Below are 14,038 nucleotides of genomic sequence, written 5' to 3' on the forward strand. Positions count from 1 at the left end.
GACGGTATTTTCGCTGCCTACGATCTCGCCACGATCTGCCGCTCCGGCGATCGGCAATCGGCACCTGGCGAGAGGAGTAGCGATATTGGACGGAACACCCATTGCGCCTGAAATGGCGGCCATCGAGACGGAGATGATCGCGCTGCGCCGGCGGTTGCATGCGCATCCGGAACTCGGCTTCGAGGAGCATGCGACGAGCGAGTTGGTCGCCGATTACCTGACAACATGGGGTTATCGCGTCACGCGCGGCCTGGGCGGCACCGGCGTCGTCGGCTCGCTCACGCGCGGTGCCGGAAAGCGGCTCGGGCTGCGCGCCGACATGGATGCGCTGCCGATCCGCGAGACCACCGGGTTGCCGCATGCAAGCCGGCGCGACGGCGTGATGCACGCATGCGGTCACGACGGTCACACGGCAATGCTGCTAGCGGCGGCCCGTTGCCTTGCGGAGCGCGAGCGCTTCACCGGCACGCTGAACCTGATTTTCCAGCCCGCCGAGGAAGGGCTCGGCGGCGCGAAGCGGATGCTCGACGACGGGCTGTTCACGCAATTCCCGTGCGATGCCGTATTCGCGATGCACAACGTGCCGGGGCTGCCGGCCGGCGTGCTCGGCTTCTGCGACGGGCCGGCGATGGCGTCGGCCGACGAAGTTCGCGTGCGCGTCATCGGGCGCGGCGGCCACGGCGCGGCGCCGCATACGACGATCGATCCGGTGGTCGTGTGCGCGTCGATCGTGATGGCGCTGCAAACGGTCGTGTCGCGCAACGTGAATCCGCAGGAGCTCGCGATCGTGTCGACCGGCTCGATCCACGCAGGCACTGCATCGAACGTGATTCCGACGCATGCGGATCTCGAGCTGAGTGTGCGCGCGCTGTCGCCAGACGTGCGCGCGCTGCTCGAACGGCGCATTCGCGCGATCGTGCATGGCCAGGCCGAAAGCTATGGCGCGACGGCCGAGATCGACTATCGCCATGGGTATCCGGTGCTGGTGAACCACGCGGCGGAGACGGCATTCGCGCGTGACGTGGCCCGGGAATGGGGCGGCGACGCTGCACTGATTCCACATTTGCGGCCGATCGCGGCTAGCGAGGATTTCGCGTTCATGCTCGACGCGTGCCCGGGCAGCTACCTGTCGATCGGCAACGGCGAGGGCGCGGCCGGCTGCGGGTTGCACAACCCGGGCTACGACTTCAACGACGCGTGTCTCGCGACGGGCGCGAGTTACTGGATCGCGCTCGCGGAGCGCTATCTCGCGTGAGCCGGTGGACGCACGCACGGATTCGATTCATCTTCAACGACGGAAACAAGGAGACGGCAATGAAACAGTGGATGGCGGCGCTTGCGGTAGCGCTGACGGCAACGACGATCGCAGGGGCCGCGCACGCGGGCGACTGGACGGGCAGGGAGATCCGGCTCGCGGTCGATCCCACCTACCCGCCGCTCGAATACAAGCAGCCTGACGGCACGCTGATCGGCTTCGGGGTCGACATCACGAATGCGCTGTGCGCGGAACTGCATGCACGCTGCGTGTGGGTCGAGTCGAGCTTCGACGGGATGATTCCCGGGCTGCTCGCGCGCAAGTTCGACGTGATCGCGTCGTCGATGACGATCACGCCGAAGCGGATGCAGCAGATCGCGTTCACGAACCGGATCTCGAATGCGCCGGCGCGGCTGATCGCACGCAAGGGGTCGCCGTTGCTGCCGACGGCCGCGTCGCTGAAGGGCAAGCGGGTGGGCGTCGAGCAGGGCTCCGCACAGGCCGACTATGCGATCGCGAACTGGCAGCCGGCCGGCGTGCAGATCGAGTCGTACCAGAATCAGGACCAGGTGTACGCCGATCTCGTGACAGGGCGCCTCGATGCGGCATTCCAGGCGTCGATCGCGGCGAGCGACGGTTTCCTGAAGAAGCCGCAGGGCAAGGACTTCATGTTCGTCGGCGCGGCGATCGACGATGCGAAGTATTTCGGGCAAGGCGACGGCCTCGGGTTGCGCAAGCAGGACACCGAGCTGCGCGACGCGTTCAACCGCGCGCTGGCGACGATCCTCGCGAACGGCACGTATCAGCGGATCAACCGCAAGTACTTCGACTTCGACATTTACGGCGCGAAGTAAGCATCGCAGCAGCACGCCGCTTCGAGCGGCCGGATACTCATATCAATAAGGAAAGCGAATGAACTGGAGACTGTTTTTCGTTGCGATGCCGGCGTTGTGCGCGGCACCCGCATTTGCGCAAGGCAGCGTTACGCTGTACGGGCTCGTCGATGCGGGCATCGACTATACGAACAACGTCGGCGGCCACAGTGCGTGGCAGATGGCGAGCGGGTTCGCGCAAGGCAGCCGCTGGGGGCTGAAGGGCACCGAGGATCTCGGCGGCGGCTACAGCGCGCTGTTCCAGATCGAGAACGGCTTCAACCTGAACAGCGGCACGCTCGCGCAGGGCGGCCGCATGTTCGGGCGGCAAGCTTACGTCGGCGTCGGCAGCACGCGCTTCGGCACGCTGACACTCGGCCGCCAATACGACTCGGTCGTCGACTATCTCGCGCCGACGACCGCGAACGGCAGCTGGGGCACCTATCCGTTCTCGCATCCGCTCGACAATGACAACACCGGCAACACGTTCCGCGTGAACAACACGGTAAAGTATGCGAGCCCGGACGTTGGCGGCTTCTCGTTCGGCGGTACGTACAGCTTCAGCAATGACACCGGGTTCGCGAACAACCGGCAGTGGAGCGTCGGCGCGCAGTACGAGCACGGCGGGCTGCTCGTCGGCGCGGCGTTCCTGAATGCGGACAACGCGGGTGCGACGCCCGGCGGCGCGATCGCGGGCTCGGGGTCGGTCGGCGCGGATGCGAATTTCGCGGCTGCGCGGCAGCGGATCTTCGGCGCGGGCGTCAACTACACGGCTGGCCCCGCGACCGTTGGGCTCGCGTATACGAACAGCAACGTCACGCGGCCGACCGCGAACGTCGGCTATCTGTTCGGCGACGAGACGATCCAACCGGTCACGGGGCCGCTCGCCGGCGGCACGGTCACGGCAATCAAGTACCAGAACTTCGAAGTGAACGGGAAATACCAGTTCACGCCGGCGTTTTTCGTCGGCGCGCAGTATGTGTACACGACGGTGCACTACGATGCGACCACGGGCAGCGCGAAGCCGAAGATCCATTCGGTCGGGCTGATGGCCGACTACAACCTGTCGAAGCGCACCGACGTTTACGTGATGGGCGCGTACCAGCGGATCGCAGGCGACGCAACCGGTTCTTCGCTGGATCAGGCGTATATCCCGGGTGCGGCCGACCTGTCATCGACGTCGAAGCAGTTGATGGTGCACGCGGGCATCCGGCACAAGTTCTGACCGGATGGACGAACGGGACGGCGCTGGGCGAGTCGCCATGGTGCCGCCCGGACGCATCGTGAATTGCCGGTGAGCGTCGCCGCGATTCGACGACCGCGGCGTCGATGTCGCCACATTGCGCCGCGCAAGCGGATGACCCGAACGCTCCGCCGACCGCCGGCCGCCTGCAGAACCGGCCGCGCGCGGCCGCCTTTCGCCGCGCGGCCATATCTGCTAACCGCGTACCCCGACCCGATACCGCGTCGTCTGCCGATAGGTGGCGCCGGGTTGAAGAATGGTTTCGCCGCGCAACGCGTCCATGTTCACCTGATTCGGAAAGAACCCGGCCTCGACGCACAGCGCCGCGTGCCGCGCGCAGGTCACACCGCCGCTCACGCGCACGCCATCCAGATAGTTGCCCGTATAGAGCTGTAGCCCGCGTTGATCGGTCGACACGGTGAGCTCCCGGCCGCTCTCCGGATCGTAGATCGACGCGACGGCCCGCACGCCGTGTCCGGGTTCGCGCAGCACATAGCAATGGTCGAAGCCGCGTCCGCGTGCGAGCTGAGCATGCGGCCAGTCGAGGCGGGCGCCGATCGGTGCGCTCTGCCGGAAATCGAATGCGGTGCCGGTCACGTCGGCGGTGCCGGTCGGAATCAGCGCGTCGTCGACTTCGACGAACGCATCGGCGTCGATTTGCAACAAGTGGCCGCGCACGTCGCTGCCCGGGCGTCCGCTCAGGTTGAAGTAGCTGTGATTGGTCAGGTTCAGCGGCGTCGGCGCATCGGTGACGCCCGCGTAGTCGATTGTCAGCGTGCCGTCGTCGTCGAGCGTGTAACGCACCTGCACGCTGACGTTGCCGGGGAATCCCGCATCGCCTTCCGGCGAATCCAGCCGCAGCGTCAAGCCGCCGCGATCGTCGATCACGTCCCAGCGCGCGCGATGAAAGCCGCTTGCGCCGCCGTGCAGCAGGTTGCCGTTCTCGTTGCGGTCGAGCGGATAGTCGACGCCGTCTAGCGTGAAGCGCGCACCGGCAATCCGGTTCGCCCAGCGGCCGACCGTTGCGCCGAGGTACGCGCCCGATTCCGCGTACTCGGCCGGCGTGTCGTGTGCCAGCACGATATCGGCAACGCGCCCGCTGCGGTCGGGGGCAAGCCACGACACGACGGTCGCGCCCAGGTCGCTGACGACGACGCGCATCCCGTGCGCGTTGCGCAGCGTATAGCGCCGGACCGGGTCGCCGCCGGGCAGCGCGCCCCACGGCTCGGATGGAATGCGGCCGACGTCGGACGCCGGGCGGGAAGAATCGGTATCGATACGCATGAGTGGGTTCGCTCGTGGGCGGTGAATTCAATGGGCGGGCGCGGTGCGCTCCTGGTATTCGCGCGGCGTGCAGCCGAGTTCGCGGCGGAACACCGCATACATGTACTGCAACGACGTGAAGCCGCAGCGGATCGCGACTTCCGCGCTCGACACATGGCGGCTCGCGAGCATCGCCTGCGCGGCCTCGAGCTTGTGACGCAGGATTTCCTGGTGCACCGTGCGCTGCAACTCGCGCCGGAAGTGATCTTCGAGCAGCGAGCGCGACACGCCGACATAGTCGGCCACCTGTTCGGTCTTGATCCCCTGGCACGCGTACTGGCGGATGAAGTGCCGGGCGCGCATCACGTGCGGGCTCGCGAGCGGCTGATGGCGCGTCGATTCGAGCACGTTGATCCCGACCGGCGGCACGAGGATCCGCTGCCCTGGAAAGCGCGCGCCGCGCAGCATCCGGTGCAGCAGGTGCGCGGCGGTGCGGCCCATTTCCTCGGTGCCCTGGATCACCGACGACAGCGGAATGCGCGTGAGCGTGCGGGTGAGCGGATCGTTGTCGATGCCGATGATCGCAACCTGCTCGGGCACCGCGATGCCGGCGATCAGGCACGCCTGCAGCAGATGCCGCGCGCGTGCGTCGGTGACCGCGATCACGCCGACCGGCTTCGGCAGCGCATGGAGCCAGCCGATCAGCTGCTCGATCGCGTGATTCCACCCCGACGCGCTGGTCGACAGCCCGCGATAGATCGGCGCTTCGACGCCGTCGGCGCGCGCGAGCCGGTCGAATGCGAGCTCGCGCTGCTGCGCCCAGCGGTTTTCCTGCGCGACCGGCAGGCTGTACATCGCGAAGTGTGCGAGGCCCGCACCGATCAGATGCGTATACGCGAGCGACACGAGCTTCGGGTTGTCCGTCGCAATATATGGGACGCCTTCCGGATACTGCGCCGGATCCTCGTAGGACGAACCGACTGCGACGATCGGCAGCGGCGAGCCGGCGAGCGCGTCGGCGACGGCCGGATCGTCGAAGTCCGCGATGATGCCGTCGCCGTCGAAACGCTCGATGCCGGCGAGCCGGCAGCGGAAGTCGTCCTCGAGGAACAGATCCCACACGACGCGGGTGGTGTGCAGATACTGGCCGATGCCGGCAATGATCTCGCGATCGTAGACCTTGTTCGCGTTGAACAGCAGCGCGATGCGGTGCGGTGTCGGGGCGGAAGGCGTGCGGGTCATGTCAGTGTCGGGGCGTGCGCCGCTCGGGCGTCGTGCCGTTGTCTCCGGGGGCGCGCTCGCCGGGCGGCGCGCGATCGTCAGGTGTCCGGCGATTGTAGGACGGAACGTGCGGCGCGCGCGCGCGGCTGGCAAGAAACATTACGCGCGCTGCGCAATTTCGCAATTGCCGGCCGGCGGGGGCGCGGGCACGATCCAGCCAACCGAATCAGACCGCGTGCGTCGTCGCGACGCGCGTTGCGCTGCAACGAGACACTGCACGGAGACGCCATGTCGTATTTCGAACACATTCCCCCCATTCGTTACGAAGGTCCGCAGTCGGACAACCCGCTCGCTTACCACTACTACGACCCCGAGAAGCGCGTGCTCGGCAAGACGCTCGCCGAGCATCTGCGGATCGCGGTCTGCTACTGGCACACGTTCGTGTGGCCGGGCCATGACATCTTCGGGCAGGGCGCGTTCCAACGCCCGTGGCAGCAACCGGGCGACGCACTCGAACGCGCGCGGATGAAGGCAGACGCCGCGTTCGAATTCTTCACGAAGCTCGGCACGCCGTTCTACACGTTCCACGACACCGACGTGGCGCCGGAGGGCGACAGCCTGCGCGAGTACACGGCGAATTTCGCTCGGATGGTCGACTATCTCGGCGAACGCCAGCAGGCGAGCGGCGTGCGGCTGTTGTGGGGCACCGCGAACCTGTTCTCGCATCCGCGCTTCGCGGCCGGCGCCGCGACGAACCCGAACCCCGACGTGTTCGCGTGGGCCGCGACGCAGGTACGTCACGCGCTCGACGCGACGCACCGGCTCGGCGGCGAGAACTACGTGCTGTGGGGCGGCCGGGAAGGATACGAGACGCTGCTCAATACCGACCTGAAGCGCGAGCGCGAGCAGTTCGCGCGCTTCCTGTCGATGGTCGTCGAGCACAAGCACCGGATCGGCTTCAACGGCGCGCTGCTGATCGAGCCGAAGCCGCAGGAACCGACCAAGCACCAGTACGACTACGACGTGGCGACCGTGCACGGTTTCCTCGTGCAATACGGACTGCAGGACGAGATTCGCGTGAACATTGAGGCGAACCATGCGACGCTCGCCGGCCATTCGTTCCATCACGAGATCGCCAATGCGTTCGCGCTCGGCGTGTTCGGCAGCGTCGACGCGAACCGCGGCGATCCGCAGAACGGCTGGGACACCGACCAGTTCCCGAACAGCGTCGAGGAGCTCACGCTCGCGTTCTACGAGATCCTGCGCCACGGCGGCTTCACGACCGGCGGGATGAACTTCGACGCGAAGGTGCGGCGTCAGAGCGTCGATCCGGAGGATCTGTTCTACGGCCACGTCGGCGCGATCGACGTGCTCGCGCTCGCGCTTGAACGCGCGGCGGTGCTGGTCGAAAACGATCGGCTCGACGCGTTGCGGCGCCAGCGTTACGCGCAATGGGACGATGCATTCGGCCGCAAGATTCTGTCGGGGGGCTATACGCTGGAATCGCTCGCCGACGATGCGCTCGCTCGCGGCGTCGATCCGCGGCACGTGAGCGGCGCGCAGGAGCGGCTCGAGAACATCGTGAACCAGGCGATCTACGGGCTGCGCTGACACCATGTATCTCGGACTCGATCTCGGCACGTCCGGTGTAAAGGCGGTGCTGCTCGACCGCGACGGCGCGGTGCGCGCGAGCGCGAGCCGCCCGCTGACCGTCAGCCGGCCGCAACCGCGCTGGTCCGAACAGGCGCCGCGCGACTGGTGGGACGCCGCATGCGGCGCGCTGGCCGCCGTCGTCGACCCGGCCCGTGCGGCCGGCATCGACCCGCACGACATCTCCGCGCTCGGGCTGACGGGGCAGATGCACGGTGCGACGCTGCTCGACGAACACGGCGACGTGCTGCGCCCCGCGATCCTGTGGAACGACGGGCGCGCGGATGCGGAGTGTTCGGAGCTCGAGCGGCTCGCGCCCACGCTGCGCACGGTGGCCGGCAACATCGCGATGCCGGGCTTCACCGCGCCGAAGCTGCTGTGGCTGCGCCGTCACGAGCCCGACGTATTCGCACGCATCGCATACGTGTTGCTGCCGAAAGACTATTTGCGTTACCGGCTGACCGGCGCGTTCGCGACCGATCCGTCGGATGCCGCCGGCACGCTGTGGCTCGACGTCGCGAAGCGCGACTACGACGACACGCTGCTCGCCGCGTGCGGGCTGTCGCGTGCGCAGATGCCGGCGGTGTTCGAGGGGAACCGCGTGACAGGCACGCTGCTGCCGGCGGTGGCGCGCTCGCTCGGGCTGCCGGAGATACCGGTGGTCGCGGGCGGCGGCGACAACGCGGCCGGCGCGGTCGGTGTCGGGATCGTGCGGCCCGGCGACGCACTGCTGTCGCTTGGCACGTCGGGCGTGTATTTCGCGGTGTCCGACGGATTCCGCGCGAACCCCGAATCGGCGGTGCACAGCTTCTGCCACGCGCTGCCCGATACGTGGCATCTGATGTCGGTGATGCTGAACGCGGCCGGCTGCATCGACTTCACCGCGCAACTGGCCGGTTACGACGGCGTGCCGGCGCTGCTTGCCGACGCCGAAGCGAACGCGCGCACCGGCCGGCCGTGGTTCCTGCCTTATCTGAGCGGCGAGCGCACGCCGCACAACGACGTGAATGCGAAGGGCGTGTTCTACGGGCTCACGGCCGACACGCGGCGCGCGGATCTCGCGAACGCGACGCTCGAAGGCGTCGGCTTCGCGCTGCTCGACGGGATGGACGCGCTGCACGCGGCCGGGCTCACGCCCGACGGCATTACGGTGATCGGCGGCGGCTCGCGCAGCGCGTACTGGACGCAGATGCTCGCCGACCTGAGCGGGCGCGCGCTGACACTGCGCGAGCGCGGCGAGGTCGGGCCGGCGCTGGGCGCCGCCCGGCTTGCGCATCTGGCGGTCGAACCGGATGCGCGGCTCGCGGACGTGTGTCCGCAACCGCCGGTCGTCGCGGTGCGCGAGCCCGACCTTGCGCGGCATGCGTGGTATCGCGACACGCGGCGGCCGACGTTTCGCGCGTTGTACCGCGCGCTCGAACCGGTGTTTGCAACGGGCGCGTGATGCGCGTTGCAGTGAGTCGAGGCGGGCGGCCCGTTCCGGCGGCCGCCCGGCGTTCGTGAAGTGGTTCCATAACAAGGAGTGGAGACATGAAATCCGTAACGCGTCGTACCGTATTGAGTTCGCTTGCCGGCGCCGCTGCGCTGGCGATGTTCGCGCTGGGCGCGCCGCTCGCGCACGCGAGCAAGGACAAGCCCGAGATCGGCTTCTGCATCGACGACCTGCGCGTCGAACGCTGGTCGCGCGATCGCGATTATTTCGTTGCGGCCGCCACCAAGCTCGGCGCGAAGGTGTCGGTGCAGTCGGCCGATGCAAGCGAGGAGCGGCAGATTTCCCAGATCGAGAATCTGATCTCGCGCGGCGTCGACGTGATCGTGATCGTGCCGTTCAATTCGAAAACGCTCGGCAACGTGGTAGCCGAAGCGAGAAAGGCTGGCATCAAGGTCGTATCGTACGACCGCCTGATCCTCGACGCCGACGTCGATGCGTACATCTCGTTCGACAACGAGAAGGTGGGCGAACTGCAGGCGCAGGGCGTGTTCGACGCGAAGCCGAAGGGCAACTATTTCCTGCTTGGCGGCGCGCCGACCGACAACAACGCGAAGATGCTGCGCGAAGGGCAGTTGAAGGTGCTCAAGCCCGCGATCGATCGCGGCGACATCAAGGTCGTCGGCCAGCAGTGGGTGCCCGAATGGAGCGCGTCGACCGCGCTGCGGATCGTCGAGGACGCGCTGACCGCGAACAACAACAAGATCGACGCGATCGTCGCATCGAACGACGGCACCGCCGGCGGCGCGATCCAGGCACTCGCCGCGCAGCATCTGGCCGGCAAGGTTCCGGTGTCCGGGCAGGATGCGGACCTCGCCGCGGTGAAGCGCGTGATCGCCGGCACGCAGACGATGACCGTCTACAAGCCGCTGAAGCTGATCGCGAGCGAAGCCGCGAAGCTGGCGGTCGATCTCGCGAAGGGCACGAAGCCTGCATTCAACGCGCAATACGACAACGGCAAGAAGAAGGTCGACACGGTGCTGCTGCAGCCGACGCTGCTGACCAAGCGCAACGTCGACGTTGTCGTGAAGGACGGCTTCTACACCCAGGCCCAGCTGGCGAGCCAGTAAGCGTACGACGGAACGCGACGCGCGGCCGCGACGACGGCGGCCGCGTCTACTGCGAGGCAATGAATGTATGACCGAACCCTTGCTGACGATGCGCGGCATCGTCAAGGCATTCGACGGCGTGAAGGCGCTCGACGGGATCGACCTGACCGTGCGTCCCGGCGAATGCGTCGGGCTCTGCGGCGAGAACGGCGCCGGCAAGTCGACATTGATGAAGGTGCTGTCGGGCGTCTACCCGCATGGCACGTGGGACGGCGAAATCCGCTGGGAAGGCGAGCCGCTCGTCGCGTCGGGCGTGCGCGACACGGAGCGCGCGGGCATCGTGATCATTCACCAGGAGCTGATGCTCGTGCCCGAGCTGTCGGTTGCCGAGAACATCTTCCTGGGCAACGAGATCACGCTGCCGGGCGGCCGCATGCATTACGCGGAGATGGTGCGGCGCTCGGAAGCGTTGCTGCGCGAGCTGCGCATCGACGCGATCAACGTCGCGCAGCCGGTGATGAACTACGGCGGCGGTCACCAGCAGCTGATCGAGATCGCGAAGGCGCTGAACAAGCGCGCGAAGCTGCTGATCCTCGACGAGCCGTCGTCGTCGCTGAGCGCGGCCGAGACGCGCATCCTGCTCGATATCGTGCGCGACCTGAAGCGCCGCGGCGTTGCGTGCGTATACATCTCGCACAAGCTCGATGAAATCGAAGCCGTGTGCGACACCGTGACCGTGATCCGCGACGGCCGCCATGTCGCGACCGAGCCGATGCGCGCGCTGACCACCGACCGGATCATCGCGATGATGGTCGGGCGCGAGATCAGCAACCTGTATCCGCGCGAGCCGCACGAGATCGGCGACATCGTGCTCGAAGCGCGCAACGTGACTTGTCACGATGTCGCGAATCCGCGCCGCAAGCGCGTGGACGACGTGTCGTTCAGCGTGCGCCGCGGAGAAATCCTCGGCGTGGCCGGGCTCGTCGGCGCGGGCCGCACCGAGCTGATGCAGGCGATTTTCGGCGCGTATCCGGGGGCGAGCACGGCGAGCGTGCGTATCAACGGCCGGCCGCTCGCGATCCGTGCGCCGGCCGATGCGATCCGCGCGGGCATCGCGATGGTGCCGGAGGATCGCAAGCGTCACGGGATCGTGCCGCAGCTCGGCGTCGGCCACAACATCACGCTGTCGGTGCTGCGCCGGTTCGCCGCGCGCGGCCGGATCGATGCGGCCGCCGAACTTGACGCGATCCGCACCGAAATGCAGAGGCTGTCGGTGCGTGCCGCGCACCCGTTCCTGCCGATCGCGAGCTTGTCCGGCGGCAACCAGCAGAAGGCGGTGCTCGCGCGGATGCTGCTCGCCGACCCGCAGGTGCTGATCCTGGACGAACCGACCCGCGGCGTCGACGTCGGCGCTAAGGCCGAGATTTACCGGCTGATCTTCGCGCTCGCGAAACGCGGCGTCGCGCTGATCGTCGTGTCGTCGGAGCTGCCGGAAGTGCTCGGGCTTGCCGATCGTGTGATCGTGATCGGCGAAGGCGAGCTGCGCGGCGATTTCGTCAACGAAGGTCTCACGCAGGAACAGATACTCGGCGCCGCGCTGAAGCCCGCGCGGCGTCCGGCCGACCCCATTGCAGCGAGTGCGACATGAATACCGAACTTTCCTCTTCCTCCACCGTGCCGCCGGACACCGGCGCGCGCCGCCTGCGCGGCCGTCCGCTGAGCCAGATCTTCGTGCGCTACAAGGTGCTCGCGCTGCTGTTCGCGGTTGCGGCGATCTGGGTGTTCTTCTCCGTGCTGACCGACGGCGCGTTCGTCACGCCGCGCAACGTGTCGAACCTGCTGCGGCAGATGTCGATCACGGGAATGCTCGCGTGCGGGATGGTCTTCGTGATCATCGCCGGCGAGATCGACCTGTCGGTCGGCTCGCTGCTGGGGCTGCTCGGCGGCGTCGCGGCGATCCTCGACGTCAATCGCCACTGGCCGGTTGCGGCGACGGTGCCGGCGGTGCTCGCGCTCGGCGTGCTGGTCGGGTTGTTCAACGGCTGGTGGTCGACGTATCGGCGCGTGCCGTCGTTCATCGTCGGGCTGGGCGGGATGCTCGCGTTCCGCGGGATCCTGCTTGGCGTGACGGGCGGCTCGACGATCGCGCCGGTATCGGACGGCTTCGTGTTCATCGGGCAAGGCTATCTGCCGCGCGCGGCGGGCGACGGCCTCGCGGTGCTGCTGTTCGCGCTGGTCGCGCTGCTGGTCTTCCGGCAGCGCGGTACGCGGCGCCGCTACAAGCTCGCGGTCGCGCCGCTGTGGCAGGACGTCGCGAAGATCGTCGGGGCCGGCGCGGTGCTGTTCGCATTCGTCGCGACGCTCGACCGCTACGGCGGCATCCCGGTGCCCGTGCTGCTGCTGCTCGCGTTGCTCGGCGTGTTCTCGTGGATCGCGACGCAGACGGTGTTCGGCCGGCGCATCTACGCAGTCGGATCGAACCTGGAGGCGACGCGGCTGTCGGGCGTCGACACCGATCGCGTAAAACTGGCGATCTTCGCGCTGATGGGGTTGATGTGTGCGTTCGCCGGCATCGTCAATACCGCGCGGCTTGCGGCCGGCTCGCCGTCGGCGGGCTCGATGGGCGAGCTCGATGCGATCGCCGCATGCTTCATCGGCGGCACGTCGATGCGCGGCGGCTCGGGCACCGTCTACGGTGCGCTGATCGGCGCGCTCGTGATGGCGAGCCTCGACAACGGGATGTCGATGCTCGACGTCGACGCGTACTGGCAGATGATCGTCAAGGGCGCGGTGCTGGTGCTGGCGGTGTGGATCGACGTGGTGTCGCGGTCGAACCGGCGGTGACGCGAGGCGACGTGAGGCAACGGCAACGTGGGGCCGCCGCCGCTCAGTGCAGCGGCACGCCCCATGCCGCCGTCACGTTGCCGCCGAGCCGCCATTCCGTGAACGGGCGGCGCGGCGCGATCATTGCCTGCAGGCGGCGATCGCCGAAGCGGGCGTAATACGGCTCGACCCAGCTCAGCTCGTCGCGCAGCGTCCACGGAAACAGCGTCTGCGGGACCGGCGTGATCTTCGCGAAGCTCGCGGGATCGTTCACCGCGTCGATCACGAGATTCGCGAGGCGGCCGATCGCGCCATCGTTTTCCCGATAGAGATCGATATGCCGCCGCTGCACCAGTTCGGCTGCGAACACGAGCGGCAGCAGCGCGAACGTGTGATAGTGCAGCGCGCGGTTGCCGCGCTTCACTTCACGCGCAAGCGTGCCGTCGGGGCCGATGTCGCGAATGCCTTCGCGCACACGCACGAGCCCCGAATCGACGAGGCTCGCGTCGCCGGTCACGGTGCCGGTCGCGATCAGGTCGAGCCCGGCCCAGTACACGAGATTGTTGTGCAGGCGATTGATCGCTTCCGCATTGCGGGTGGCGATCGCGATGCGTTCGAGCCACGGGCCGAGCGCGTCGAGCCGCGCTCGGTTTGCGTCGCGCACGTCGCGCGGCATGCGCAGGATCACCATCGCGAAGTCGGTGCCGGCCCACGAGCGCTCGAAATATCCCTGGTAACCGTCGATCGGCCCCATCAGCGCGTCGGCTTGCGACCAGCGTTCCAGCAATGCGAGCGCGCACGACCAGTCGCCGCGATCGGCAGCGGAATTGAGCCGCGCGATGAAGTCGCGCATCGGTTTGACCGCGCGTGCGTAGCCTGCCGCATCGTCGTAATAGCCGGGCGGATCGATGCTCGCCACGGCGGCGGGCACGCCGCACGCGCGCACGGGCGCCGACGCGCAGCAGAATGCGGCGGCTGCGAGCAGCGCGGCGAACGCCAGACGCTTCTTCGAATCGCGCATGCGGGCCTCGGCTTGAAAGATGGCGAGGGCGCAAGCCGTACCGCGCTGCGCGGCGCACGGCGTCGATGCCGCGCGCGTCTTGCCGCACGCAGTCTAGCGTTCGGGTCTTTCATCCGCCTTTCTCGCCGTCGCATTCGTGCGTGCGGCACGCA

Annotated in this window: 11 protein-coding genes; 8 read left to right on the forward strand and 3 right to left on the reverse strand. The window is 67.8% G+C overall.

What is annotated here, in order from left to right:
* The first annotated feature begins 133 nt into the window (after nucleotides 1–133).
* Genes WK25_RS19060 through WK25_RS19070 form a run of 3 tightly spaced genes read left to right on the forward strand, consistent with a single transcriptional unit; the run spans nucleotide 134 to nucleotide 3,352 of the window.
* Nucleotides 134–1,255 carry a M20 aminoacylase family protein gene (locus tag WK25_RS19060; protein ID WP_156432157.1) on the forward strand — a complete coding sequence of 374 codons (1,122 nt, stop codon included), beginning with the start codon at nucleotides 134–136 and terminating at the stop codon, nucleotides 1,253–1,255.
* 59 nt (nucleotides 1,256–1,314) lie between these two features.
* Nucleotides 1,315–2,109, forward strand: coding sequence for an ABC transporter substrate-binding protein (locus WK25_RS19065; protein WP_069242373.1), 795 nt, complete (start codon nucleotides 1,315–1,317; stop codon nucleotides 2,107–2,109).
* 58 nt (nucleotides 2,110–2,167) lie between these two features.
* Nucleotides 2,168–3,352, forward strand: a complete 1,185-nt coding sequence (locus tag WK25_RS19070; protein ID WP_069242374.1) for a porin — start codon at nucleotides 2,168–2,170, stop codon at nucleotides 3,350–3,352.
* Nucleotides 3,353–3,565: 213 nt separating this feature from the next.
* Here the strand turns inward: WK25_RS19070 and WK25_RS19075 are convergent, their stop codons facing one another.
* Both WK25_RS19075 and WK25_RS19080 read right to left on the reverse strand, forming a co-directional pair.
* Complete coding sequence (locus tag WK25_RS19075) at nucleotides 3,566–4,654, reverse strand: aldose epimerase family protein (RefSeq protein WP_038571878.1); 1,089 nt, start codon at nucleotides 4,652–4,654, stop codon at nucleotides 3,566–3,568.
* A 27-nt stretch (nucleotides 4,655–4,681) separates the two neighbouring features.
* A complete protein-coding gene (locus tag WK25_RS19080) occupies nucleotides 4,682–5,875 on the reverse strand; it encodes a XylR family transcriptional regulator (RefSeq protein ID WP_059545559.1) in 1,194 nt (397 codons plus the stop codon).
* 267 nt (nucleotides 5,876–6,142) lie between these two features.
* On the opposite strand from WK25_RS19080, the gene xylA reads away from it, so the two are divergent.
* From xylA to WK25_RS19105, 5 genes are all read left to right on the forward strand, one after another.
* On the forward strand, nucleotides 6,143–7,465 hold the full coding sequence (gene xylA, locus WK25_RS19085) for a xylose isomerase (RefSeq protein WP_038571880.1): 1,323 nt from the start codon (nucleotides 6,143–6,145) through the stop codon (nucleotides 7,463–7,465).
* Nucleotides 7,466–7,469: 4 nt separating this feature from the next.
* Entirely contained in the window at nucleotides 7,470–8,948 is a 1,479-nt protein-coding gene (gene xylB / locus WK25_RS19090; protein WP_069242375.1) for a xylulokinase, read from the forward strand.
* An 86-nt stretch (nucleotides 8,949–9,034) separates the two neighbouring features.
* On the forward strand, nucleotides 9,035–10,063 hold the full coding sequence (gene xylF / locus WK25_RS19095) for a D-xylose ABC transporter substrate-binding protein (RefSeq protein WP_038571888.1): 1,029 nt from the start codon (nucleotides 9,035–9,037) through the stop codon (nucleotides 10,061–10,063).
* Between the two features lie 67 nt (nucleotides 10,064–10,130).
* On the forward strand, nucleotides 10,131–11,690 hold the full coding sequence (gene xylG / locus WK25_RS19100) for a D-xylose ABC transporter ATP-binding protein (RefSeq protein ID WP_069242376.1): 1,560 nt from the start codon (nucleotides 10,131–10,133) through the stop codon (nucleotides 11,688–11,690).
* Complete coding sequence (locus tag WK25_RS19105) at nucleotides 11,687–12,886, forward strand: sugar ABC transporter permease (RefSeq protein ID WP_059545550.1); 1,200 nt, start codon at nucleotides 11,687–11,689, stop codon at nucleotides 12,884–12,886. The genes xylG and WK25_RS19105 overlap by 4 nt, the downstream gene beginning before the upstream one ends.
* A gap of 43 nt (nucleotides 12,887–12,929) precedes the next feature.
* Here the strand turns inward: WK25_RS19105 and WK25_RS19110 are convergent, their stop codons facing one another.
* On the reverse strand, nucleotides 12,930–13,886 hold the full coding sequence (locus WK25_RS19110; RefSeq protein WP_069242377.1) for a mannuronate-specific alginate lyase: 957 nt from the start codon (nucleotides 13,884–13,886) through the stop codon (nucleotides 12,930–12,932).
* Between the last annotated feature and the right edge of the window lie 152 nt (nucleotides 13,887–14,038).

The organism is Burkholderia latens (assembly GCF_001718795.1).
Taxonomy (GTDB): domain Bacteria; phylum Pseudomonadota; class Gammaproteobacteria; order Burkholderiales; family Burkholderiaceae; genus Burkholderia; species Burkholderia latens_A.